This window comes from Mucilaginibacter flavidus, from assembly GCF_024055575.1.
Taxonomy (GTDB): Bacteria; Bacteroidota; Bacteroidia; order Sphingobacteriales; family Sphingobacteriaceae; genus Mucilaginibacter; species Mucilaginibacter flavidus.
On record NZ_JAMXOE010000002.1, the window covers coordinates 442733 to 464765 of the forward strand.

General features: G+C 43.5%; 18 protein-coding genes. 7 read left to right on the plus strand and 11 right to left on the minus strand.

All coding sequences use genetic code 11. The annotated features are described in order from the left end of the window. Positions 1 to 7: 7 nt before the first annotated feature. The 11 genes from NAF19_RS06200 to NAF19_RS06250 form a co-directional block, all read right to left on the minus strand. A complete protein-coding gene (locus tag NAF19_RS06200) occupies positions 8 to 586 on the minus strand; it encodes a cytochrome c oxidase subunit 3 (RefSeq protein WP_252788950.1) in 579 nt (192 codons plus the stop codon). After that, the gene (gene cyoE, locus NAF19_RS06205) at positions 583 to 1446 is read right to left on the minus strand and encodes a heme o synthase (RefSeq protein ID WP_252788951.1); all 864 of its coding nucleotides are present in this window, start codon (positions 1444 to 1446) and stop codon (positions 583 to 585) included. The genes NAF19_RS06200 and cyoE overlap by 4 nt, the downstream gene beginning before the upstream one ends. Further along, positions 1443 to 2501, minus strand: coding sequence for a COX15/CtaA family protein (locus tag NAF19_RS06210; protein WP_252788952.1), 1059 nt, complete (start codon positions 2499 to 2501; stop codon positions 1443 to 1445). Before NAF19_RS06210 ends, cyoE begins: the two co-directional genes overlap by 4 nt. Positions 2502 to 2663: 162 nt before the next feature. Then, the gene (locus NAF19_RS06215) at positions 2664 to 4550 is read right to left on the minus strand and encodes a cytochrome c oxidase subunit I (RefSeq protein WP_252788953.1); all 1887 of its coding nucleotides are present in this window, start codon (positions 4548 to 4550) and stop codon (positions 2664 to 2666) included. 16 nt (positions 4551 to 4566) lie between these two features. Then, positions 4567 to 5748, minus strand: a complete 1182-nt coding sequence (locus NAF19_RS06220; protein WP_252788954.1) for a cytochrome c oxidase subunit II — start codon at positions 5746 to 5748, stop codon at positions 4567 to 4569. A gap of 51 nt (positions 5749 to 5799) precedes the next feature. Continuing rightward, complete coding sequence (locus NAF19_RS06225) at positions 5800 to 7074, minus strand: quinol:cytochrome C oxidoreductase (RefSeq protein WP_252788955.1); 1275 nt, start codon at positions 7072 to 7074, stop codon at positions 5800 to 5802. A 12-nt stretch (positions 7075 to 7086) separates the two neighbouring features. Next, complete coding sequence (locus tag NAF19_RS06230; protein WP_252788956.1) at positions 7087 to 7671, minus strand: c-type cytochrome; 585 nt, start codon at positions 7669 to 7671, stop codon at positions 7087 to 7089. Further along, positions 7655 to 8191 carry a DUF3341 domain-containing protein gene (locus NAF19_RS06235; RefSeq protein ID WP_252788957.1) on the minus strand — a complete coding sequence of 179 codons (537 nt, stop codon included), beginning with the start codon at positions 8189 to 8191 and terminating at the stop codon, positions 7655 to 7657. Before NAF19_RS06235 ends, NAF19_RS06230 begins: the two co-directional genes overlap by 17 nt. A 2-nt stretch (positions 8192 to 8193) precedes the next feature. Further along, positions 8194 to 9666: an NrfD/PsrC family molybdoenzyme membrane anchor subunit gene (nrfD, locus tag NAF19_RS06240; protein WP_252788958.1), complete on the minus strand. Its 1473-nt coding sequence runs from the start codon at positions 9664 to 9666 to the stop codon at positions 8194 to 8196. 26 nt (positions 9667 to 9692) lie between these two features. Then, positions 9693 to 12752, minus strand: a complete 3060-nt coding sequence (locus NAF19_RS06245) for a TAT-variant-translocated molybdopterin oxidoreductase (RefSeq protein ID WP_252788959.1) — start codon at positions 12750 to 12752, stop codon at positions 9693 to 9695. 35 nt (positions 12753 to 12787) lie between these two features. Further along, positions 12788 to 14068 carry a c-type cytochrome gene (locus tag NAF19_RS06250; protein WP_252788960.1) on the minus strand — a complete coding sequence of 427 codons (1281 nt, stop codon included), beginning with the start codon at positions 14066 to 14068 and terminating at the stop codon, positions 12788 to 12790. Between the two features lie 427 nt (positions 14069 to 14495). Between NAF19_RS06250 and NAF19_RS06255 the strand changes: the two genes are divergently transcribed. The 7 genes from NAF19_RS06255 to NAF19_RS06285 all read left to right on the plus strand — a co-directional run bounded on the left by NAF19_RS06255 (position 14496) and on the right by NAF19_RS06285 (position 21890). Further along, the gene (locus tag NAF19_RS06255) at positions 14496 to 15764 is read left to right on the plus strand and encodes a hypothetical protein (protein WP_252788961.1); all 1269 of its coding nucleotides are present in this window, start codon (positions 14496 to 14498) and stop codon (positions 15762 to 15764) included. Positions 15765 to 16149: 385 nt separating this feature from the next. After that, on the plus strand, positions 16150 to 17139 hold the full coding sequence (locus tag NAF19_RS06260; protein ID WP_252788962.1) for a DUF4349 domain-containing protein: 990 nt from the start codon (positions 16150 to 16152) through the stop codon (positions 17137 to 17139). Further along, the gene (locus NAF19_RS06265) at positions 17136 to 18011 is read left to right on the plus strand and encodes a DUF4349 domain-containing protein (RefSeq protein WP_252788963.1); all 876 of its coding nucleotides are present in this window, start codon (positions 17136 to 17138) and stop codon (positions 18009 to 18011) included. Before NAF19_RS06260 ends, NAF19_RS06265 begins: the two co-directional genes overlap by 4 nt. 289 nt (positions 18012 to 18300) lie before the next feature. Continuing rightward, positions 18301 to 18483 carry a DUF3606 domain-containing protein gene (locus tag NAF19_RS06270; protein ID WP_252788964.1) on the plus strand — a complete coding sequence of 61 codons (183 nt, stop codon included), beginning with the start codon at positions 18301 to 18303 and terminating at the stop codon, positions 18481 to 18483. 172 nt (positions 18484 to 18655) lie between these two features. Next, the gene (ligD, locus tag NAF19_RS06275; RefSeq protein WP_252788965.1) at positions 18656 to 21397 is read left to right on the plus strand and encodes a DNA ligase D; all 2742 of its coding nucleotides are present in this window, start codon (positions 18656 to 18658) and stop codon (positions 21395 to 21397) included. A 25-nt stretch (positions 21398 to 21422) separates the two neighbouring features. After that, positions 21423 to 21620 carry a KTSC domain-containing protein gene (locus NAF19_RS06280; protein ID WP_252788966.1) on the plus strand — a complete coding sequence of 66 codons (198 nt, stop codon included), beginning with the start codon at positions 21423 to 21425 and terminating at the stop codon, positions 21618 to 21620. An 84-nt stretch (positions 21621 to 21704) separates the two neighbouring features. Continuing rightward, positions 21705 to 21890 carry a hypothetical protein gene (locus NAF19_RS06285; protein WP_252788967.1) on the plus strand — a complete coding sequence of 62 codons (186 nt, stop codon included), beginning with the start codon at positions 21705 to 21707 and terminating at the stop codon, positions 21888 to 21890. The last annotated feature ends 143 nt before the right edge of the window (positions 21891 to 22033 follow it).

Sequence of the window (22033 nt, forward strand, 5' to 3'; positions counted from 1 at the left end):
TAATTATTTAATTTTGGTTCAAAAGTAAAAAAACATACAGACAAATCCACATAATATCGAGAAAATGCCAAAAAATAGATGCCATTTCGATCTTAAATATATTCTTAACCTGCGGTATGTTCCTGTAAGTGGCTAATACTGTATTTAATAGTACCAGTAAGCCTGCTATAACGTGTAAAAAATGTATGCCGCTAAACACGTAAATAAATGAACGTGCGGCATTAGGGTTTGAAAAAAACACCTGCATTTTTATTAAAACCAGCCAAGCGTTAATCTGCAGGGCCAAAAATGCAATCCCTAAAAAAAGCGTGAGCCATAAGTATAAACGTTGTTGGGCTAACTGCAAACCTTTCGCGGCTTTTTTTGCCATTATTAAGGTTAGGCTGCTAAGCGTTAAAACAACCGTGCTATATATGAATGCGTTCGGCAACAATACCTGCAAGGCATGCCCGCGGCCGCCAACGTATACTATAAAACCGCTCATAAACCCCATAAAAAGCAGGAACGATGTGAATATGAATATCCACATGTTGAACTTTTTAGCACCGAGGTTTTGTTTGTCTTCCTGTTGTATTTGAGCCATCATTTCACTTTTCCTATAAAATCAAATAAAAACATTAACTGCACTATCGGCAGGTAAAAAAAGGAACCGTACATCAGTTTTTTTGCTGATGGAATTTCCAAATCTTTTAATAGCTTAAATGCCATGTATAAAAACAATAAGCTGCATATTAACGAAACCACGCCAACATAATAACCGCCATAGCCATAGTATGTCGGCAATAAACTTACCGGTAACAATATTATAGTGGATGCAAAGGTAAAAATTGCACTCGTTAAATTTCTTTTTCCGGATGGCAACAGCCTGAAACCCGCCAATTTATAGTCGTCATCAAGTACCCAGGCAATAGCCCAGAAATGCGGGAATTGCCACACAAACTGTATACCGAACAGGATTAACGCGATATTATCGATCTGCGGATGCGCGGCAACGTAACCAATAAGCGGTGGCAATGCCCCGGGTATAGCGCCCACAAAAACTGCTATTGGCGATTTCCGCTTTAATGGCGTATAAGCAAATGCATATAACAAAACCGAAAATACTGATAAATATCCCGCTGTTAAGTTAAGCCCGCCTAACAATATGGTACCGGCTATGCCCATAAACAAGCCTATTACAAGGCCTTGCCCGTTGGTCATCCTACCTGATGGCATTGGCCGGTCCATGGTTCGCTTCATTAGCTTATCAAGGTCCTTCTCTATAATTTCGTTAAAGCAATTGGCCGCTGCAGTTACTAAAAACCCGCCACCTATCAGCTTCAGCCAGTTCATCCAGTCGATATGACCGTTAACCTTACTGCCGATTAAAAATGATATGGATGCCGAAAACACCACCAAAAAGGTGAGCCTTAATTTTATCAGCTTTGAAAAATCGCTCCAAATCATCCGTGCATCCCCCCTTTAACCGACCGGTACAAATTCAACATCAAGTAAAACTGCGCCCCAAAAACCAACGTTGCCAGCAGCACGTGTGCAGCCTGCGCAACCGGTGGCAAAGCCCAGTACGACAATACTATACCGGTAACTATTTGCAGCATTATCATTAAAAACGCAAAGCTCATTATTTGTTGCTGTATAGAGTGGCGGCTAAATGTTTTCCTAACCAAAGCATACAATACTATATTGGCTATAAAAACAATAATAGCTACATCGCGGTGCTGGGTAAAAATGGTGCCTGCATTGCTTATCCAGTCGTCGCGGTAACCGCCTTGCAAGTGGCCTGCAACAGCATCAATTTTTTCGCGCACTTCACTGCCGAATGCAATTTGTACTATGCTTACTATTAAAGCAAGTAACGTTACAACATGTACCAGCGGATTAACTGTTAATCCCGGCCTGCCGTCAACACGAGCCAGGTGGTAAGTAGCAATAGCAAGCGCCAGTATAGCCAGTGCAAGCAACATGTGCACGGTAACTATCCACGCTACAAGGTTTGTTGAAACTACTATAGAGCCCAGCCAACCCTGGAAACCTACCAGGATAACGTTCAGTATACTTAAAAAAGGTATCCATTTAGTATCGGCGCGATAAGCAAATGCATAAATGGCCGTTGCGATTAAAAACAAACCCGATAACGCACCTATAAGCCTGTTTATGTATTCTGTCCAGGTTTTAACAGCGTTAAAATCTTCAGGTACCAATATTGAACGGTCTTCACGAATCCGTTTAGCTAAATCACTGTAACCAAACACATCTAATGTTTTTGCAAAACGTTGATTTTTAGCCAGCCGGCCGGCAACGTATTCTTGCTTATAATCTTTAGGTAGTTCGTTTACATTCGTCGGCGGTACATACCTCCCGAAACATTTCGGCCAGTCCGGGCATCCCATTCCCGACCCCGTGCTGCGTACAACTCCACCGGCAAGTATCAATATAAACAGCAGGATTATTGTAGCGAGGTTAATTTTCTGGAACCGGATTTTCGACGTGGATGTCCTCATGTTAAGTCTTAAGTCCTAAGTCTTAAGTCCCAGGCCATAGTGGCATGGGGCAAAGGCTCAAAAACAATATATTTCATCAAAGTATCCAAATAATTAGTCCCAAGGCATAAGCAAAGCTTTATTAAACTTAATACTTACGACTCAGGACTAAAGACTCAGGACTTATTTTACCGCTTCGTTAGCTTTTTGCGCATCAGTCCATTTGGTGTGCTCTGCCAAACCGCCCGGGTTATCCTCAAAGTCATGAGGAAGGTTCGAACTCATGGTTTGTGAAAACGGTATGTGCTGCGGTATAAAATCTTCATCATGTCCCGGCTTGCTGTAATCATATGGCCAACGGTAAACGGTAGGTATCTCTCCTATCCAGTTGCCATGGTGATGCTCAATTGGCGCAGTCCACTCAAGTGTGTTGGAATTCCATGGGTTTTGAACGGTTTTCTTACCCCAGAAAATAGAATGAATAAAGTTGTATGCGAAAGCAAGCTGTGCAATACCGGCCATAATAGCCGACCACGTAATAAATACGTTAACAGTTAACCAGTGCTTCATCGATTCAAACTCGGTAAAGGCATAGTAACGGCGTGGTACACCTTCAAGACCCATAAAGTGCATCGGGAAGAATACCAGGTAAGCGCCGATAAATGTTAACCAAAAGTGCAGGTAACCCAAACGCTCATCCATCATACGGCGGAACATTTTAGGGAACCAATGATAAACCCCGGCAAGCATACCAAATATAGCCGCCGATCCCATTACAAGGTGGAAGTGGGCAACAACAAAGTAAGTATCGTGCAGATTGATATCCAAAGCAGCGTTACCCAGAAAGATACCTGTTAAACCACCAGAGATAAAGAACGATACCATGCCGATTGCAAAAAGCATAGCCGGCGTAAAGCGGATATTACCGCGCCATAACGTGGCCAACCAGTTGAATGTTTTTACCGCCGACGGCACCGCGATAATCAGCGTCGTTATCATAAACACACCGCCCAGGAACGGATTCATACCCGTTACAAACATGTGGTGTCCCCATACGATAAATGATAATACCGAAATACCAATTAATGAGTAAACCATTGCATGGTAACCAAATATTGGCTTGCGTGAGTTTACCGACAGTACTTCTGACGAAAGACCCATCGCAGGCATAATTACTATATACACCTCGGGGTGACCCAGGAACCAGAATAAGTGTTGGAACAATATCGGGCTGCCGCCTTCGTAAGGCTGAACTGAACCGTTAAGAACGATGTCTGACAAGTAAAAGCTGGTACCGGCGCTGCGGTCAAAAATAAGCAACACAACACCTGCAACTAATACCGGGAATGACAATACACCCAATACAGCAGTAAGGAACAAAGCCCAAACTGTTAACGGCATTTTCCAAAGGTCCATACCTTTAGTACGCATGTTTAATACCGTGCTGATATAGTTGATACCACCCATTAACTGCGATGCAATAAACATCACCATACTTACCAGCCACAGCGTCATACCCATCCCTGAACCAGGCATAGATTTTGGCAGTGCTGACAATGGCGGATAAATTGTCCAGCCACCGCTTGCAGGGCCGCTTTGTACAAAGAAAGATGACAGCATTACTATACTGGCCATCAAAAAGAACCAATACGAAAGCATATTAACAAACGGCGATGCCATATCACGTGCACCAATCTGAAGCGGGATCAACAAGTTCGCAAATGTACCGCTCAAACCTGCAGTTAATACAAAGAATACCATGATGGTACCGTGGATTGTTACCAGCGACATATAAAAATCGGCACTGATACGGCCGTTTGGCGCAAAATGACCAAGCAATGTTGTCAGAAACGGAAATGATTTTTCCGGGTAAGCCAGCTGAATCCTGAATAATATCGACAGCGACATGGCAATGAAGGCCATGATAATCCCTGTAACAAGGAATTGCTTGGCGATATATTTATGATCCTGGCTAAATACGTATGTATTAAGAAAAGTTGCTTTATGATGGTGTTCGTGACTTTCTTCGTGGTGTACTACTCCGTGATCGTGAACTGCTAATGTTGACATAATCGTTACTCTTATATTAATTGTTTACCGCTAACCTGTTTGACGCTGATACCTGGTTTGCAGGCTTACTATCAGCAACGTGCAACTCTTTTCTTAACTGGTCGCTTAAGTATGGTTTTTGTTTTGTTATCCAATCCTGATATTCAGCTTGCGAAACAACACGCACTACTTTTTGCATGTTCCAGTGTCCCGATCCGCATATTTTGTTACAATAAAGCAAATATTCAAAATTAGCGTTGCCGGTTATCATCCGCATTTTCGCGGTTGTGATAGTAGGTACAAATTTAAAAAAGGTGGGCAAGCCCGGCACAGCATTTTGCTGCAACCTAAAGTGAGGCATGTAAACGCTGTGTATAACGTCTTGCGCATGAATATTTAATCTTATCGATTTGTCAACAGGCACAACAAGCGTATCTGCTGAAAGATCATCGAAACTGTGGCGGTCTTTAAAATCTACGCCCAACTTATTGGCTGCTGTAGTAAGCCTGAAGTTAAGCGAGCCTAATTCTCCGTCGGCACCAGGATAACGAATTTCCCAGGCAAACTGGTGACCGGTAACGTCAATGTTTATATCGCCTTTTTGCTGAGAACTGTTCTCTACCCTTTGCCAGGTAAAAAATCCGAATACAACTAATATGGTTAAAACTATGGCAGGGATAATTGTCCATACCTTCTCAATAGTATTATTGTGCGGAAGGAAATGAGCTTTACGCTTATCGGAACCCCTGTAAACGAATGCGAAACCAAAAAGGCAAATTTGTGTAATAACAAATACTATTAGCGTTAAAATAGTTGTTGTGGTAAACATATCGTCAATTGAACCACCGTGGGCCGATGCCGACTCAGGTAACTTCATAGCTCCCTGCACTGTTAACGACCAATACGCACCATATATGCCTGCTACTATAAATATCGCACAGCAAATGCCCATAACGCCATTCCAGTTTATGCCTTTTTTACCTTGCATTTTTTGGGTAAGGTCATAAACCCTTAATATTTTACCCACTATCGCAACACAAACTGCTGCAACTAAAAACAGTAGTACATAATAAGCAATCCCCGTCCACATGGCGCCTTTATCAACCGTGGCAGCATCGCCCTGCGCTGGAGTTTGCGCCATCAGGTTGGTGCCAAACAGCACGAACGCTGCAAAAAGCGATAGTGTTTTTTTAGAATTTATTAGATGTTTGAATCCCATTTTATTGGTTGTTTGGTATTCTTTTTTATTAAAGTGCAAAAATAACAATTATTATATGTGATGATGAAGGCTCTCCTCCAGCAACGGATGTTTTTTAGGTATAAGCGATTTAAATCTGCTTAACGCGGTACCAAACATCAGTACAAATAAGCCTGCAAAGCCAACAAACACTGCAATATCTATGGGGCTCAATATATTGTACCATTCTGTTCCACCACTAACGCCTATCGTTCCGGGCATAATCATCTGCCAGTAATCAAGCCAGTGACCACATATCAATATAACGCATGCCACCTGCAACACTGCTACCTTACGTTTCGAGTCGCGCGACATTAAAGTTAACAAAGGGGCAAGGAAGTTGATCACAATGTTTAACCAAAACCACGGTTTAAATTGCGGCTCCCACCTGCGGTAGAAATAAGCGGCCTCTTCAGGAATATTGGCATACCAGGTAAGCAGGAATTGTGCAAACCACAGGTAAGTCCAGAACACCGAGAAACCAAACATCAACTGGCCAAGATTATGCAAGTGATCATCTGTAACCCATTGCATGTAACCCGCCTTTCGTAAAAGTATCAGCGATAACGTAATAACCGACAAACCGCTAACCCAAAGGGCTGCAAAGTTGTACCAGCCAAACATGGTTGAAAACCAGTGTGCCTCTAAACTCATGATGGTATCAAAAGCAAACAAAGGAACAGTAAAGCCAAATATTAGAAGGAACAATACCGACATCTTGAAGCTTTTGTTGTAGTTAAACATACCACCCAGTTCATCTTCATTTTGCGAGTATTTTACCAGCATACGGCCAATAAGCGCGTAACTGCCAAGGTAAATTACCAGGCGAGTTAAAAAGAATGTTTTATTTAAGTATCCTGATTTGGCAGTAATAATAGCGTCGTAATTTTCATTTCCCTTAAGGGTTACACCTTTAAGCGCCCATAACTTATACAGATAAGGTAGTTCAGTTATCTTACCTTCTTCGTTAGGGCCCTGGTGAGTTAAAAATAAGCCGGCAACTATAATTGCAAGTAAAATTAAACCTGCGTAAGGTAAAACCTTTGCAAATGCCTGCGGAACGCGTAAAACAGCAGTCGACCATCCGGCCTGTGCCACATATTGCACCGCGCAAAAGAAAATACCGCAAATGCATACACAGCTTATGTAATAGCCGTTTAATAGTAAGTCGGCAAAAGTGCGTTCTCCATTCCCTGTCAGGAAGCCGGCAAGTAATCCAACCACGCCTACAAGGATCATGATCAGGCTCCAGGTTTTGGCCCTGCCTTTAAATTCAAATTGCCCGTCGAAACTATGAGAAGTATTCATTAATAATTCAGCTTATAAAGTTTGTAAATGGTGAACATACATAATTACTTTCCAGCGCTCTTTCGGCTCCAGCTGTGATGCGTATGAACCCATAGCGTTTAAACCGTAAGTAATAGTATGATAAATTTTACCGTCCGTAAGGTCTTTCATGGCGCCACCGCGCGACGAATTGCCTTTTGAATATGACGGCGGCGGCGGATAACCGTGCGCTACCACCAAACCATCACCCTGACCTGTTACACCATGGCATGGTGAGCAAAAGTGCTCGAATAATAGCTTGCCATCAGCATAGTTAGCCTGAGTTTGCGGTAATGTAGTTTTTACTTCAAGGCTGGCTTTTTCGTAGCCATCTTTTGTATTCGGATAATCAAACCTTACAAAACCAAGCGGGGTTGTACCTGCAGGTGGCAGTTGGGCGGTTTTACCATCCTTAAAATTGTCGTTCTTCTGGTCGGGGTCGTATGCAATGTGCTCATACATATTGGGAGCGTATTCCCATCCGGTACTCCTCTTATCCTTGCACGATGATATAATTACTGTTGCAACAATAGCAATAACCGTTATGCCCAATATTTTACTTTTATTCATAGCTAACATATTTTCTGTCGTTATGCTTAACTTCTACTGCTCCTGCTTCTTTTAATAAATTCGTGATATCCTCGTGTGGGATGTTGCCCTTTGCGTCAATGGCAATAACAAACCTGTCGTCGGTTGCCCTCAGTTCCATCACACGTGGCGTGCGGCCCGGGAAAAGGTGCGTCGCATAAAAAAATGTCAACACCATACCAAAAGCGGTAAATAGAACTGTCCACTCAAACGTGATAGGAACAAAATCCGGAACAGCAAATGCCGGTTTACCACCAATGTTCATTGGCCAATCCTGCACCAGCATGAAATAAGCCATGCTGAAAATGGTTGTACCACCAAGGCAACCGAACATAAATGCTGCATAACCTAAACGCGAATCCTTAATGCCAAGCTTCTTTTCAATGCCGTGTATTGGCATAGGGGTGTAAACATCGTAAATAGGCACGCTGTTTTTCTGTAGCGTATCAATCCCGTGCATCAGCTCATCAGGATCTGCAAAAAGGCCTAAAATATATTTTGTGGTGCTCATTTTTATGCTTTTTTGTAATCTTTAATATTAACACTGTCAAACGATGTTAACGCGTCTTTGTAAAAATCGACCTGCTCACTATCCAAACCGCCATGTGCAATCAGCTTCTTCTTGGCTTGCTCGCTGCTGCTCTTCAATATCAGTTTTACTTCGGCCATTGCTATTGACGGCAATACGCGGATGAATAACAGGAACATGGTAAAGAATAAACCTATTGAACCGATAAAAACGCTCACGTCAACCCAGGTTGGATAAAACATAGCCCAGCTTGATGGTACAAAGTCGCGGTGCAGGGAAACAACGATGATTACAAATCGCTCAAACCACATACCGATATTTACCACGATAGACAGTACCCATGAAATTGGGATATTTGTACGTATTTTTTTGAACCACATTAACTGGGTCATCAATACGTTACAGCCGTACATCATACAACCAGCCCACCAGTATGGCCCTATAAACCTGTTAAGGAATGTATATTGCTCGTATTCGCCGGCAGAGTAGTAGGCGATGAAAAACTCTGTTAAATAAGCCACACCTACTATCGAACCTGTTAAAAGGATGATTTTGTTCATCGCTTCAATGTGGAACATAGTGATGTAGTTTTCAAGTCCTAATACCTTACGGGTAACCAGCAACAGTGTTTGCACCATGGCGAAACCCGAGAAGATAGCACCCGCAACGAAATATGGCGGGAATATAGTAGTATGCCATCCCGGTTCAAGGGATGTGGCAAAGTCCATGGATACAATAGTGTGTACTGATAATACCAGCGGCGTTGATATACCGGCCAAAATCAAACAAACGGTTTCAAAACGCTGCCAGGTTTTAACTGAACCTGTCCAGCCGAATGACAATACCGAATATATTTTTTGGCGGATACCTGTAGCACGGTCACGAATAGTTGCCAAATCGGGCAATAAACCTGTGTACCAGAAAACTAATGATACCGAGAAGTAAGTTGATATCGCGAACACGTCCCAGATAAGCGGTGAGTTAAAGTTAACCCATAACGAACCGTACTGGTTAGGGATTGGTAACGAGAACAAAGCCATCCATGGGCGGCCCATGTGAGCCAAAATGTAAGTGGCTGCGCAAATTACCGCGAAGATTGTCATCGCTTCGGCCGAGCGGTTAATGGAGTTACGCCAGTTTTGACGGAACAGTAAAAGGATTGCCGAAATAAGCGTTCCGGCGTGACCAATACCTACCCACCACACGAAACCGGTAATGTCCCAGGCCCAGCCTACTGTTTTATTTAAACCCCAGGCGCCTAACCCGTTCCAGAACGTGTAGCTTATTGCAAACACCCAAAGGCATGCGCCTAATGATGCTACAGTAAAACCTATCCACCACGCTTTACCGGGCATATTTTCTACAGGGCGAAGTACATCATTCGTTATTTGGGCGTAGGTAATGTTCTCGCCCGTAATTAACGGTTCCCTGATTATCGATTCACTATGAGATGCCATATTCTATTTTCTCTCTCTTGTATAATTTAAGCCTCAGTTTCAGATATATTCCTAATTTTTGTTTGGTAACCAACACCTGGTTTTACGTTTAGCTCTTCTAATACGTAATAAGTTCTTTCGCTGGCCAAAGCCTTTGAAACTTCTGATTCAGGGTCGTTTGCATTACCAAACACAATAGCGTTTGCCGAACATGTTTGCTGGCAGGCCATTTTTACTTCTCCGTCTTTAAGCGGGCGTTTTTCTATTTTAGCTTTCAGTTTACCGGCCTGTATACGCTGGATACACATTGAGCATTTTTCCATAACCCCGCGGAAACGTGTTACCACATCTGGGTTAAGTACTAATTGTGTATGCTCGTTATTCAGGTAGTTATCAAAACGCGAATCGTTCCAGTAGTTAAACCAATTAAAGCGGCGCACTTTGTAAGGACAGTTGTTAGCGCAGTAACGTGTACCAACGCAACGGTTGTAAGCCATGTGGTTTAAGCCTTCGCTCGAGTGAACGGTTGCCAATACCGGGCAAACAGTTTCGCAAGGTGCATGCTCGCAGTGCTGGCAAAGCATTGGCTGGTAAACCACTTTTACATGGTCAAGCTGATCAACATTAAGATCGGCAATTGCGTGCTCCCTGGTAACACCACCTTCTGTTCCGTTATCGTCAAAGCTGTAATAGCGATCGATACGTATCCAGTGCATTTCGCGGCGGCGGCTAACTTCGTCTTTACCAACAACCGGTACGTTATTCTCGGCGTTACATGCAACTACGCACGCGCCGCAACCTGTACAGGCGTTAAGATCGATCGCCATAACCCAGTCGTAAGTAGGGTTATCGTGTTTCTGCCAGAACAAATCTGGTTTGTATTCTTTATGTCCTTCTTCTTTACCAGTTCCGCTGGCAGGGTTTTTAAGGTATTGCGTAAATGAAGCTTCCTTAATAATGCTGTTACGGCCCTCGATAGAGTGGTGTGTTTGTGTTTGTGCCAATGGCCAGTTTTCGCCAACCGAAGTTAAAGTTGCAACAGCGCTGGTTTGGAATGTTTTGTTACGCAGGCTGTAAAAAGGGAATGCATTTTTACCAACGTTGATACCAACCGGTCCAACAACTGTACGGCCGTAACCAACAGCTACCGATATGGTACCGCGTGCCTGGCCAGGTTGTGATAACACCGGTAATGATATGGTATAACCATTTGCAACAATTTTAACCGCATCGCCATCCTGTAAGCCTTTTGCTTTCATGTCCGCTGGGGCCATGGCAGCAAAGTTGTCCCAGGTTACTTTCGAAACCGGATCAGGCAATTCCTGCAACCATGGGTTGTTGGCACGTTTACCATCCCTTATTGCAGGGCTTTGGTAAAGCGACATTTCAGTTTTGCCATCGGCAGCAGTAAGCTCAGTGCTGTGGTCTGATATAGTTTGCGCAACAGCGCTTAAGCTCATGTTAAATGCGTACGAACCGCCTGCTTTCGGAGTTTCTTTTACAAAACCTGTTTGCAGTAAAGTTTCCCAGCCGCTCTGACCTGATAAGCCGCCTTTAGCAAGCAGGTTTTTATCCCAGTTGTCGCGTACGTAACGGTAGTATTCTTTTGCAGGGTTGTCGCTCCATTTCATCAGGCTTTGTTCAGCCTGGCGGGTATCATAAACGGGGTTGATGGTTGGCTGCATCACGGTGTAATAACCGCTGATTGCATTGTCATCGCCCCATGATTCCAAATAGTGATGGTTTGGAGCAACTACGTTACAAAGCGACGAAGTTTCGTCGGTACTGGTAGCGAAAGACACTTTTAGACGTACTTTCTTCAGTCCGTCGGCAATATCTTTGCTGTTATAATAGTCGTAAGCAGGGTTGGCATTCAAAAAGAATACTGCACCAACCGCACCGCTTTTCATTTCATTTACAAACTCAACAAACTCGGCATCGTTACCTGCATATTGTAACGACGGGTTATCCAAATCGATTGTAGTGCCGTAGCTGCCTAACAACGAGTTGATAGCGTTAACCAGTATCTGTGTAGCAACATCGTTCGAACCGGCAACAACCAGCGCTTTGCCTTTAGCTGCAAGCAACTCCTTTGCGGCGATGGTAACAGCGTTTTGAGCAACTTTGTTGTTTAATGCTTTACCTGCAAGACTTGAGCCCGAGATGGCATTGTATAAAGCAATAAGTGCAGCACCTTCTTCCGATGGTTTGATTGGGATCCTTACGTCGGCGTTTGAACCGGTAAGGCTCATACCAGTCTCAAACTGGATATGGCGCGACATTTTTTTGCTTTCCAGCGATTTGTTGTTCCTGTTTGAAACATACTGACGGGTAAACTCTTCAGGAGAGATCCAGGTGCCCAGGAAATCGGAAGCAAAACTTACAATAATGTCGGCTTTATCAAAGTTGTAGTGCGGCAATACTGCTTTACCAAAACTGTTTTGATTTGCCTGTATGATACCTGTGTAAGATACGGCATCATAATTAATATGTTTTGCAGCAGGAAATTGCTTAACAAAATCAGCAATAACACCCAGTGTTGAAGGGCTTGTTACGGTTGAAGATACAATCGCGATTTTTTTACCGCTGGCTTGAATCGCCAATAATTCCCTCACCACAAAATCATCCACCTGAGCCCAGCCTGTTTGGCTGCCATCTTTTAACGGGCCTTGTAAACGGTTTACGTCATACAGGTCTAGTACAGATGCTTGTGCCTGCGCACTTGCGCCACCTTTAGCTAAAATATCATTCGGGTGACCTTCAATTTTAATAGGGCGGCCTTCACGGGTTTTAACCAAAATGGCTTGCCCGTCGTAGGTCGAAACATAGTAGTTAGGTATACCCGGCGTAACCTCTTCCGGCTTAATTAAGTAAGGCAATGATTTGTGCACAGGCACCGGCTGGCAGGCAGCCAATGTTACAGCACCAACGCCAAAACCAAGCGCCTTTAAAAAATCGCGGCGTGGGGTACGACCTGTTAAACCGCCACCGGTTAAAATATCTTCAATAGGAATAGGCTCCGCAAATTCGTTTTTGTTTAATTCAACAAATTCCGGGGTTTTGTTCAGCTCTTCTAAACCTTTCCAGTATTTTTTATTGCTATCCATTTAAGCTATATAAACTGTAATGCGTTTTAATAATATTAATAATGGCATTTGCCGCACTCGATACCGCCCATTAGCGACGCAGTAACTTGTTTTCCGTCTTTCAGTAAATCGTGTACCTGCTGTAAATTTGCGTAGTAAGCGTTGTCTTTAAAGTCAACATTGGTACGTTTGTGGCACTGTATACACCATTTCATGGTAAGTGGCGAGTACTGGTAAACTTCTTTCATTTCCTGTACCGGGCCGTGGCAAGTCTGGCATTTAATTTTGCCAACCTTTACGTGCTGCGAGTGGTTAAAGTAGGCCAGGTCGGGCAGGTTGTGTATGCGTATCCATTGAACCGGATGCGCTTTTGTAGTATCATACTTCTGTGTCGCAGGGTCAAATCCCAGGGCGTCATATATCTTATGTATTTCAACAGATGCTGTTTTTGAACCAAAAGCCGAAGATATCACCTTGTGGCAGTTCATACACACGTTTAACGACGGGATGGTTGCATTTTTTGATTTGTAAGCACCTGAGTGGCAGTACTGGCAATCAATTTTCATTGCTCCGGCGTGCAAGTCATGTGGAAATTTTATAGGCTGAACAGGCTGATAACCCTGGTGAAGGTTGGTAGTCCATAGGCCGATAAATGTGTAAACGCCTAAAAATATAGTACCGCAGAGCAGTACAAAGAAGACGAACTTCTTATTTTTTGCGAGTTTTTTTAAGAAAGCTAAACGGTCAACCGATTCGCCGGCAACTGCTTCTTCCTCAAGTATAGTAACATTGTTTTTTGCCAGCAAGCGCTCTAATGTTGTAATAACACGGTTTAAAACCAGTATCACTATAAACGCTAAAACAATAACGCCTAACAGCGAAAGGATGATTATTTTGCTTGGGCCTTTATCTACAACAACGGCTGGACCAGTTCCCGGAGCAGGTGCAGCAGACATTTTTTTCCATTCAGTACGTACGTACGTTAAAATACCAGCTACATCCGCATCGCTCAAATCGGCAAACACAGTCATATTTGCCTGGTTAAACTGGCTGAAAATAGCAACAGCCTTCGGGTTTTTAGCCGCAATTAATGCCTGGTTGTTCTGGATCCATTTAGTCAGGAATTTGTCGTCGGTTTCGTCGGTAATTAGTTTACCTAAAGCCGGACCTACAACTTGCTGGTCAAGTTTGTGACAGGCGGTACATTTGGCCTTAAACAGGGCCTCGCCCTTTACGGCATCCCCCTGTGCATAGGCATAGGTGCCCATAAAAGCAAAACAGGCAATCAGTAAAACCGACCGTGAGAATTGTTTAAAAATCAATGAGAAACTCCTCATAAAGCGTATTTATACTAAATAATTTTTTTGTTAATGATTGATATTCACAGAGAAATGTATGTATAACCCGAAATTTTCAAGCACAAAAGTAAAATTTATTACAGTATCAGTGACAAATAAATGACACCAATATCTAATTTATAATAATTCTAAATAAGTTTTTATTACGCTTAAAACCGGTTAAAATGCCTAAATATAGTGTCCATTTTACGATAAGCCCTAATAACTTATCTGTCAAAAGTTTATATCAATTTTCTTTCCCCCTATTATTCAGACGGGCAATTTAGGATAGTTGCCCGTCTGAATAATAGTAAGCCGCTAAAACTTACAATATAATGGTTTTAGAGGTTGTAATTTTACCACAATCGCTAAATTTAATTACATTAGCAGTAATTCACTACTGCAAACTTAACCGTTCACAATTCTGATGAGATTTCTTTACGCTCTTTTAATTTTCCTGTTACCAGTTGCAATTTTTGCACAATCCAATTACCGCCCCGGCTATGTAATACAAAGTAATGGCGATACGTTGAAAGGCTATATAAATTATAGGGAATGGGACCTGTGTCCCAAATCGATCGAATATAAAAACAGCACATCTGATAAACAAGCGACTGAATTTACGCCGCAAACTTCAAAAGAAGTGCATGTAAACGGACTCGAAACTTACATTACTTATGCAGGCCCGCTAAGCACCGGCGCCACTAACCTCCAGGACCTTCGCGATCATATCGACACCGCAAAAAAAAATGTACTGGTGTATTTAAAAGTGGCTGTAACGGGTAAGCACCTCACTCTTTACTCCTATAAAGACGAATTAAAGACCTGGTTCCTGATCGCCGAGACCAACACGCTCCCTATCGAACTGAGGTACTACCGCTATTTTAGCGACTATAACAATGTGGTAAATGTCGATATTTACAAAGGCCAGCTACAGTTACACATCGGTAAATTTATGCCGGTGAGCGACAACTTAAGCAAACAGATCAACGAGGCGAACTATGAATTCCGCGACCTTGAGCCGCTGATTAATAAAGTAAATGGCGAAGCTATAGCTGCAAAGACCAAGTCTGTTTTAAGGCCCTTTGTCGGACTGGCCGCCAACAGCATCAAGACCACGGTAAACAATGTTGGTAAAATCAATAGCCAGCAGTCGTACACCGGCATAACACCGAAGATCAATATAGGTCTTGATATTTTAGGAAATTCGGTAGTGCAAAAGTTCATTTTCAGGACCGAACTTTCTTACACTTTTACAAAACCCAACTATCACTATTCGGCCGATCCGGGTTTTGGGATACCTTCAACAACTGTTGTCGACTATAAATTTAACCAAAGCATCGTTTCCTTATCGCCGCAGGCTATTTTTAATATCTACAATACCAGCAAGCTGAAGTTATATTTAGATGCAGGTGTTTTGTTCAACGTTTCATTTTATTCCAACCAATCGTTACACACATTAAATACGAGTATTTATAATACAGTGATCACTTACTCAAAAGCCGATCCTTACAAACCAAGCGGTTTTTCAACGGGCTTTCTTTTACAGGCCGGCGCTAGATTGAGCGACCGCGTTGAGATCCACTTTGCTTTCACCGCCGCACCAAACGTCTCTTTCGACTCAACAGTACAGGAGTTGAATCCCATAACGCTCAATACACAAACCATGGATTTTGGTATTAAATATTTGTTTTAATCTACGTTGATAAATTCCCCCGCTCCCACCTGGACAGTATCGTACATGGTGGGTAATCACACTGGTTTCTAACGCCAGGACCGGACGTGCTAAACATATCAGAATATTTGGAATGCCTATAGTCTTGAGAATTTCCAAAAGGAAAGATTAATGGATTCAAATCGCTTAGTCACGAATCCGGGACGGGCAATTTCTGACCGAAGTGTCAATCACAACTTCTTTTGCCTCCATTGCAGTCATCCCAATAATAACTAATTACTGCTGCTCAAAAAATCAGGACGGTCAACTGCCAGCTCCTAACTGCCAACTTCTTCACAAACGGGTCACCTTTTGGCACTTACGGGTATCAATAAGTACCAAAAAACAAACAAATTAATTTTTTATTATGAAAACAAAACATGTAATCCCGCTACTTGCGGGGCTGGGGCTTTTTTGTGCCTGCAAGGGCAAAATGGACTCGAAAAGTGGTGCCGCAGACAGCGCTACAAGCGCGAATGTAGTTGTTCAAAAATCTACTGCCGGCGACAGCGTCACAAATGAAAAAGTAATCCTGCATAAATCCACTACACCCGACACTGCTGTAATCAAAAAAGTACCGGTACACAAATCGCACAAAACTGATACTGCGCAACCAGTTCGCCGGCTGGTACAAAAAGCCGACATCCACTTTAAGGTTAAAAGCGTACAGCAAACCACCGAACAGGTGGCCTCACTTACGGCCGATTTAAAGGGCACCATTGTTCATCAAACCATCAATTCAACGCCCCAAAGCCAGCAGGATTTTAAACGCAGCAACGATTCCATTATGCGGGTTACCGTTACCAGGCCCACTGCCGAGATGACGGTAAAAATTCCGCCTGCTTACCTGGAAGTTTTCCTGTTGCAGGTGGCCCGGCTGGGTATCCATATCGACAGCAGCCACATGAACGTGAACGATAAAACCCTCGATTATCTTGCAACCCAACTTAAATTAAAGAACGAAGCTGAATTAACATCAACCGAAGAACAAAAGCCTGCGGCAGCTAAAAGTCCGCGTGACATCCTGGAGCTAAAAAACCGAATGGTTGATCACCAGATAGATAACCGCCGCATCGCCGACTCGGCCAAAACAGGCGTTATCGCACTTAGTTTTTATGAGAATGATGTGGTTAGCCGCGAAATCCTTGCAAGCAATAATCCATCTTCATACAATGAACCGGCTACAAAGCGCATCGGCACATCAATAAAAGAAGGCTGGGATGTCTTTGTCGACTTTGTTGCCTTGTTGATTAAAGCATGGGTGCTGGTACCGCTCGGACTGATAACCTGGGTGCTGGTTAAGCGAATAAATAAAAAGCAGGCAATTGTAAACGTTAAAACAAATACTGAGTTATGAAAGCAAAAATATTAATTCCCCTGCTGGCAGTTATCGTATTGCTGGCAGCTTGTAAAGGCAAACGCGGTTCGGAAGAGTTTGCAAGCAGTGCAGATACCACCGTTTCGACAAGTCGGGCCTTCGATACCGCCAGACTTGAAACCAAACTGGTAAAAACCGCCGACATGCGCTTTAAAGTAAAAGATGTGCAGCAAACCAGCGAAAAGATTACCGCACTTACCACAGGTTATAAAGGCATGGTAATGCACCACCAGGTCGAATCGTCAGGTATGCGTAGCGTAGACATCAAAAAAAGCGAGGATTCAATCATCCGGGTAACCTCATTTAGCACTACTGCCGATATCACCGTAAAAATACCATCCGAAAAACTGGAGGAATTTATGAACGAGGTTGCACACATGGGCGTAGTATTAAATGTACGCCGGATGGATATCTCGGATAAATCATTGGAGTATATGGCAGCAAGGCTGAAGCTTAAAAACCGCAACGATTTAATCAGCCAGCAAAAGGCCGGCAAGGTGGTGATAAAGAACCCCGCTAATGTATTGGCTTTAAAGGATGATATGGTTGACCAGCAAATTGGCAACAAGCAAATTGACGACGAGGTAAAAAATAGCATTGTTAGCCTGAGTTTTTACCAAAGTAACACAATCTATAAAGAGACCATAGCTAATGACGATCCCTCGGACTATAACCTGCCATTTTTTAAAAGGCTGGGCGGCAGTATTGAAAATGGCTGGTCTATTTTTGAAAATGTGGTGCTGGGATTGGCTAACCTTTGGGTATTTGTTATTGCAGGCATAGTGGTATGGATGGTAATAAGGCACTACCGCAACAAAAGGCCGATTGTGGTACGGTCAAATCACGCTTAATACCGCAATTGACCGCAGGCCTGCGACCTGCGCTGGCGGATGTCGCCCCTTTGGGGTTTGATGTTTCGCTGTAATTCACCTGTAAGCTTTCCATTGTTTCCCGTCATTTTAAAGAGGATCCATTCCTAAAGCTCCAAAGGAGCGAAACTCATCAGCACAGGTCGCAGGCCTGTGCTATATGCGGATGGCAGTTTCACCGTCCGCATAATTTTTTTAAAATATTTTCACTTTCCCAAAAACCATTCACAAAGCACGTTGTTATCTATTTGCTAAACCCAAATTCCGTAACATGCAACCCAAAGCTATAACCCCCGCTGGCCTTAACCACATGATAAATGTGAGTGAAGATGATGAGCTTCAATTCTGGGCAAAAAAATTCAATATTACACCTGAAAGGTTAAAATCGGCAGTAAGGGCAGTTGGTTCGTCTGTTGGCGCTATAAGTAAGTACCTGCGCAGTAAACTAAACTAAGATTTTTTGGATTGATAGGATTATAGGATGCCGCCACGAGTGACACTGCGTTAAACTCATGGTGCGGTGTGGTGGAGCTTTCACCTCCCAGGGTATTATTTTAGTCATCTAACCTTTTTAAAAACCATCCCCATCCGGCATTGTTAAATAGTGGTATCAATAATATATCGTTATGAGCCTGGAAAAATATGTTGAGAAGCGCGACTTCACCAAAACGGCCGAGCCAAAGGCGGGTAAAAGCCACGCAAAGGACGCGCTTACTTTTGTGATACAAAAACATGACGCCTCGCACCTGCATTATGATTTCAGGCTGGAGATGGATGGTGTGCTGAAAAGCTGGGCCGTACCCAAAGGCCCCTCAACCGACCCGAAAACCAAACGCCTTGCAATGATGGTGGAGGATCACCCATATGATTACCGCAAATTTGAAGGCATCATTCCCGAGGGCCAATATGGCGGCGGTACCGTTATCGTATGGGACGAGGGTACTTATGAGCCCATCGAAGAAATAAAAGGTAAAAAAGCACAAGAGAAAAAACTATTAAAGGAACTGAAAGCGGGCTCCCTGAAAATAAAGCTGCACGGCACCAAGCTACGTGGCGAATATGCGCTGGTAAAAACTCACGGCATGGGCGAAAACGGCTGGCTGCTGATAAAGCATAACGACGACTATGCCTCGAAAAAAGACATTACCAAATTGGATGAATCTGTTTTATCCGGCAAAACTATTGCCCAGGTTGAGAAAACCAGCGAAAAGGTTTGGCAACACGGGCACGAAGAGAATGTAGAGAAAGAAAAATCAAAAAGTAAAAAAAAAAGACCGCCGAAACCAGCTGAGGAAGTGGTGGGTGACAACGCCGATGTTCCGGTGGTGGATACGGCTGGAACCGATGTTGCGGCGCTTGTAAAATCAGCGCCAAAAGCGGCCATCCCTAAAAATGTGAAGCCCATGAAGGCCACACTGGTGGATGAACCTTTTGACGACCCCGACTGGCTTTACGAAGTAAAATGGGATGGCTACCGGGCAGTAGCCATTATAAATAAGGGCGACGTACAGCTTGTATCGCGCAACAACCTGCCTTTCGACAAATTTTATCCTATTGTTGCGGCTTTAAAAAAGTGGAAGATAAACGCCGTGATTGACGGCGAGGTGCTGGTGCTGAATGATAAAGGCATCTCAAACTTTGGCGCCCTACAAAACTGGCGCAGCGAGGCCGACGGGCAGCTCGTTTATTACGTGTTCGATATACTTTGGTACGAAGGTAAAAACCTGATGGGCCTGCCTCTGCGCGACCGCGTTGCAATTTTAAAAGATATTTTACCGACCGATAACGACAGTATCCGCCAAAGCAAGGTTTTTGAAGCAAACGGTGTTGAGTTTTTTAATGCCGCAGAGCGGATTGGGCTTGAAGGTATCATCGCCAAAAAAGCAAGCAGCGTTTACACTTCTGATTTGCGTTCACGCGAATGGTTAAAAATAAAAGTACACCGCCGACAGGAAGTGGTAATAGCCGGGTTTACAAAAAACGAAGGTACCAGCAAACCATTTAGTGCGCTGGCGCTTGGTGTTTATGATAACGGCACACTACGTTACGTTGGCAAGGTTGGTACGGGCTTTAACGATAAAATGCAAAAGGAAATGATGGCACAGTTTAAACCATTAATAACCGACAAAAGCCCGTTTGACGTAGAGCCCGACGTAGATAAGCCATCGCGGTTCAGGCCGCAACGCTTAGGAGCCAAACCCACCTGGCTGAAGCCGGAACTGGTTGGAGAAGTCGCTTTTGCCGAGGTAACCAGCGATGGCGTTTTCCGGCAGGCATCATTTAAAGGGATGCGAACCGATAAGAAAGCCAAAGACGTAATTTTGGAAACACCGAAGCAAACAACCGAAACAGTAGACGAAGTGGATAACAAAGATACACGCGGCCATAGCGAAGCTATTGAACCGCCAAAGGAAAAAGGACGCAAAACCCTGTTGAACCCGACAGATGAAACCCAGGTACGTAAAATTTGCGGGCACGATATAAAGTTTACCCACCTGAGCAAGGTTTACTGGCCCGAAGATAAGGTAACGAAACGCGACATGTTTAATTACTATTACCAGGTTGCGGAATACATATTGCCTTATTTAAAAGACCGACCGATGTCGCTCAATCGTTTCCCGGACGGGATACACGGGCCAAGCTTTTATCAAAAAGACGTTAAAGGCAAAGCCCCCGACTGGATAACTAAAACATTCCCTTATACCAATGGCGAGGGCGAGCATAAGGAATACCTGGTAGGCAGTGATGAAGCAGTTTTATTATGGATGGCATCGTTGGGTTGCATTGAAATGAACCCTTGGTTCAGTCGCGTAAAGTCGCCGGATAACCCGGACTATTGTGTGATAGACCTCGACCCTGATAAAAACACCTTCGACCAGGTGATAGAAGCGGCACTGGAAGTGAAGAAGGTTCTGGATGCCATAGACGTCCCCTCATTCTGTAAAACATCCGGTTCAACGGGTATGCATATATATATACCGCTGGGTGCAAAATATGATTATGACCAGTCGCAACTGTTTGCCCGCATCATTGTAGATATTGTACACAGGCAAATTCCTGACTACACCAGCCTTGAACGGATGGTAGCCAACCGTAAAGGCAAAATGTACCTCGACTTTTTACAGAACCGCCCGGGCGCTACCATTGCCGGGCCATATTCACTGCGACCAAAGCCAGGTGCAACGGTATCCATGCCGCTGGCCTGGGACGAAGTAAAACCCGGCCTAACCATGAAGGATTTCACCATTTTTAATTCCATCGACCGGTTGAAAGAAACCGGGGACTTGTTTAAAGGCGTACTGGGTAAAGGAATTGATTTGGAGAAGGTGATTAAAAAAGCGCAGGGAGCGTTTGAGGTGAAGGTGTGAGTGGAGAGTAGTTAAAAAACAAATCATGCCATCATCCGTAGTTGCAGAAATGGAGTATAACGAGCCGGCATCCACGCTGCGGATCACTTATACATCGGGTAATGTGTATGACTATAAAGACGTGCCACCCGAGGTATTTGAAGAAATGAAAGAAGCCGATTCAAAAGGCACGTTTTTAAATTACCGGATAAAGGACAAATACAGATATAAAAGGGTGAAGTAAGAGTAGTATTAAATTAAATTACAAAATCAGCTCAACTTTTTCACCAAAGCAATTATATTTGCGCCAAATTAAATACAACGCAAAATGAGTTCAATAGAAAACGCCAACGCAGAAGGTCACTATAAATTAATGGTACTGGCAATAGTGATAGGTTTAACAGGGGTTTTCCTGCGTTTTGCTGATTTTCATTATGTTAATATCGTTGCAAATATCATCCTGATTATCGGTGTGCTAATTGCACTGAGATCGGTATTTGCGATATTGAAATAAGTTACAATATCCTGTCGGTCACGTCATTGCGAGGAACGATCCGCCAGCTGGCAGACTGCACTTGCTAATCAACGGACCGAAAATTTTGTGGTGACCTATCGGCCGCATTTAGGTCCTCACAAACATGATGGACGTTGAATGTC